This is a genomic window from Actinomycetospora sp., assembly GCF_055612215.1.
The window spans coordinates 1-1,498 of sequence record NZ_JBVPVA010000066.1 but is presented as its reverse complement, the minus strand read 5'-3'; the positions used below and the strand labels follow the sequence as shown (position 1 = coordinate 1,498).

Genomic DNA, 1,498 nt, shown 5'->3' with positions numbered 1-1,498 from the left:
GGCACCTTCCTCGCCACCGGCGGACATCCGGGGGTGGTCCCGGAGCTCCGCTACGCCACGTTGTCGCTCGGGAAGGCCGGTCTGCGCGCGGCGGTGTCGCTGCTGCACGACGAGCTCGCCCCCGACGGCGTGCACGTCACCGGGGTCACGATCGGCGGCGCCGTCTCCCGCGGCGGGGCGCTCGATCCCGACCGCATCGCCGAGACCTACTGGGCCCTGCATACCCAGCCCGCCCGCGCGTGGACCGCCGAGACCCACGTCCCGTGAGGAGACCCGATGCCGTGGTTCCCCGACTTCCTCAACGCCGCCGAGCTCGCGCGCCGGCAGACCCGCGCCGACGACCGGGCCGATCCCCCCGGTGCGTACGTGACCGCGCTCGTACGACGCGACGCCCGTGACCTCGAGACCACCTGGCCCGGCGAGGTGGTCATCCACGACCCGCGGGGGACGATCCGCGGACACCGGGAGGTCAAGCAGTTCGTGCGCAGGAACGGCGAGTGGTTGGCCGGGCTGCACGCCCGCACCGAGGTCGTCGCCACCACCGCGGCCGGCGACCGGGCGGTGCTGGAACTGCTGGCGCATCTCACCGAGGACGGACGGGAGATCGCGTGGCCGGTGGCGGTCGTCGCCGAGGCCGTCGACGACCGTTCGGTCGAGTTCCGTACCTACTGCAGTCAGCGACCGGTCACCGGGAGACATCACCTCCGTCCTCCGGTGCTCGCGGCGGGCCAGGAGCGTCCGGGAGGCGTCGTCGGCGGCTATCTCACGGCACTGACCGCCGGGGACGCCGAGGCGGCCGCGGGCGCGTTCGCACCGGCGGGGTACCTCCGCGAGCCGGACTCCCCCGAGTTCACCCATCGCGGGGTCGTCGCGCTCCGCCAGTACTTCGACCGGTGCTTCGCCGGCGACGGCAGTGTCCAGCTCGAGTACTGCGCGACGACCGACGACGGCCCGCGCTGCGCCCTCGAGTACAACTGCGTGCGGTGGGGCGATCGGGATCGGTCGCCCGAGGCCGGGCTCATGGTGTGCGAGCGGGACGTCGGAGGCCGGTTGGCCGCCGTTCGGCTCTACGACGACATCGAGACCGAGGTCAGGGACGCATGACAGGTCGTCCCCCGCCCCGGGAGCGCAGAGGACGCTTCCGTCGCGAACAGGAGAATTCCGAGCGACCCCTACGGCTGGACCCCGGCACGGCCGGATCATGGCGGTTTCTCGGAACTGCGTCGAAAATCTTCGTCGAATCCTGGCTCGCGCCCGTCTCCGGGGGCCATCCTCGACGGAACGCGACGCAGCGGAGGTGGGACACGATGACGGATGCGGACATCGGCGGAGGGCCCGCCTCCCGGCGCGCGGGTCCGGTGGTCGTCGGGGTCGACGGGACCTCCAGCGCCCTGGCCGCGGTGACGTGGGCAGCCACGGAAGCGGCCCGTCGGGACGCCGAGCTGCACCTCGTGGAGGTGCTCCCGGCGAGCGACGCGGCCGGGCTCGCAGACGGTCG

General features: G+C 73.3%; 3 protein-coding genes. All 3 read left to right on the top strand.

Annotated elements, in window-relative coordinates; all coding sequences use genetic code 11:
* Window positions 1-267: Rossmann-fold NAD(P)-binding domain-containing protein (locus AC0CYZ_RS01440; protein ID WP_472211466.1), on the top strand; the 267-nt coding region annotated here is incomplete at its 5' end.
* A 9-nt stretch (window positions 268-276) separates the two neighbouring features.
* The gene (locus AC0CYZ_RS01435; RefSeq protein ID WP_472211463.1) at window positions 277-1,104 is read left to right on the top strand and encodes a nuclear transport factor 2 family protein; all 828 of its coding nucleotides are present in this window, start codon (window positions 277-279) and stop codon (window positions 1,102-1,104) included.
* 203 nt (window positions 1,105-1,307) lie between these two features.
* Window positions 1,308-1,498: universal stress protein (locus AC0CYZ_RS01430; protein WP_472211460.1), on the top strand; the 191-nt coding region annotated here is incomplete at its 3' end.

What these genes read in the sequence shown, in the direction of transcription:
- AC0CYZ_RS01435 (WP_472211463.1), top strand. Translation starts at nt 277, where the DNA reads ATGCCGTGGTTCCCCGACTTCCTCAACGCCGCCGAGCTCGCGCGCCGG.